General features: G+C 54.4%; 1 protein-coding gene. It reads right to left on the bottom strand.

The features are described 5' to 3' along the window. On the bottom strand, positions 1-2,305 hold a 2,305-nt coding region (locus tag IDZ20_RS05425), incomplete at both ends, for a GLUG motif-containing protein (RefSeq protein ID WP_281250543.1).

Below are 2,305 nucleotides of genomic sequence, written 5' to 3' on the forward strand. Positions count from 1 at the left end.
GCCGTCTCCGTCGCTGTCTACACTGGCGGCAATATTATTCGGAAAGGCATCGTCACCATCCATCGCACCATCGCCGTCACTATCGCGGTAGATCGCGCCGTTAATACGCAGGCCAGGCAATTGAGTGGCCGTACCAAAATCCCAGCGGGGCTCGCCGTCATTGGTTAGTACGTCAGCCCAGCCCACATAGAGGTTAACACTGGTACAGTCGCTATTATCGGCACTGGTAGGGCATTGCAATTCAGCTAGGGCTGCACCGGTACCCTCATCACCGGTACTGCGAGCTGTAGAATCCGTCCACCAGTAGTTATAACTAGGGGTGCCACTAAAGTAACCAACATTGCTGTTATACCCACCGCCACCGGTAGACAGATTGCGGCTCGCCACATTACTTGTTCCAGACCCGTACCCCACCAAAGAACCAAGGTTACTGCTCCCTACAACAGCCCCGGTCGCAAAGCAGTCGCTAATAGTCGACGCTGTTGTATAGCCCACAAGACCGCCAACATAATAACTAACCGCAGACACCGCTCCCGTGGCAAAACAGGCAGACAGCTCCGTTGAGTCTAGGTAACCCGCCAAGCCACCCGCGTAGGCGCTGGAACTATAGGTTGATTCTACCCAGCCGGTTGAAAATACCTCCGTAAGGGTGCTGTTTACTGCTCTGCCCACAAGACCACCCACATTGCTGCGCGCGGTAACCGACATTAACGGCCCTTGGAGGCCGAGGTTCTGAATAGTCGCGCCATCTATGTAGCCAAATAACCCCTGATACTCACTATTGGGGCGATTAATCATCAGGTTGTGGATACTGTAGCCGTTGCCGTCAAACACAGCCTCGAATGGATTGGTGCTTTTGCCAATCGCAATCCAGCCTTCGTCTTCATCCCAATAGGTGTCCGAAGCATCCAGCAGCTCATCGCCATTGGTATCGAAGTCCAGATCGGCCAGTAGCTCGTAACCAAAACATGCTGGTACGGCCACGCCATCTATAATGATGCCAGGGCAGCCCGAGCTGTCCAGCTCGCCGTCAGCACTGAGTTGTTTCCCGTAGCCCTTCAGGCTATAGCGTATGGCATCTAACTCGGCCCAACTTGCAATGTCGATTAAACCATCGGAATCGGCATCGGCATCGGGAACCCCGTCGTTATTGTCGTCGGTATCTTCTGCATTGCTGAGACCGTCATTATCGGTATCCTTTGGGTAGGCATCCAATGTTAGGCCTGAATCCGTTTGACAGTTTGCATCACAGCCTTCTGCCCAAGTATCGGGTAGGCCGTCGAGATCGGCATCTGCAATCGCTGCTGAGCTTGCGGGGAATTGGTCCAGGGTTAAGCCGGAGGCTACTCGACAGGCGAAATCGCAGCCTAAGGACCAAGCATCAGGTGCGCCGTCTCCGTCGCTGTCTACACTGGCGGCAATATTATTGGGAAAGACATCGTCACCATCCAGCGCACCATCGCCGTCACTATCGCGGTAGATTACGCCGTTAATACGCAGGCCTGGCAATTGAGTGGCTGTACCAAAATCCCAACGGGGCTCGCCGTCATTGGTTAGTGCCTCAGCCCAGCCCACATAGAGGTTAACACTGGTGCAATCGCTATTATCGGCACTGGTAGGGCATTGCAATTCGGCCATGGCCGCACCGCTACCCTCATCACCGGTACTGCGAGCTGTTGAGTCCGTCCACCAGTAGTTATAACTAGGGGTGCCACTAAAAATATCAAAATTGAGGTTATGCCCGCCCCCTCCAGTAGACAAATTGCGGCTAGCCACAGCTCCAGACGCGAGCCCCACCAAAGAACCAAGGGTACTGCTGCCTGCAACAGCTCCAGTCGCAAAGCAGTCGCTAATAGTGGACGAACGTGTATAGCCCACAAGACCGCCAACATAATTACCAACCGCAGACACCGCCCCCGTGGCAAAACAGGCAGACAGATCCGTTGATTCTAAGTAACCCGCCAAGCCACCCGCGTAGGCGCCGGAACTAGTGGTTGATTCTACCCAGCCGGTTGAAAATACCTCCGTAAGGGTGCTGTTTACTGCTCTGCCCACAAGACCACCCACATTGCTGCGCGCGGTAACCGACATTAACGGCCCTTGGAGGCCGAGGTTCTGAATAGTTGCGCCATCGATGTAGCCAAATAACCCCTGATAATAGCTATCGGTGCGATTAATCATCAGGTTGTGGATGCTGTAGCCATTGCCGTCAAACACCGCCTCGAATGGATTGCTGGCGTTGCCGCCAATCGCAAGCCAGCCTTCGCCCTCATTCCAATAGGTGTCCGAAGCATCCAGCAGCTCA

This window comes from Teredinibacter waterburyi (assembly GCF_001922985.1).
Classification (GTDB): domain Bacteria; phylum Pseudomonadota; class Gammaproteobacteria; order Pseudomonadales; family Cellvibrionaceae; genus Teredinibacter; species Teredinibacter waterburyi.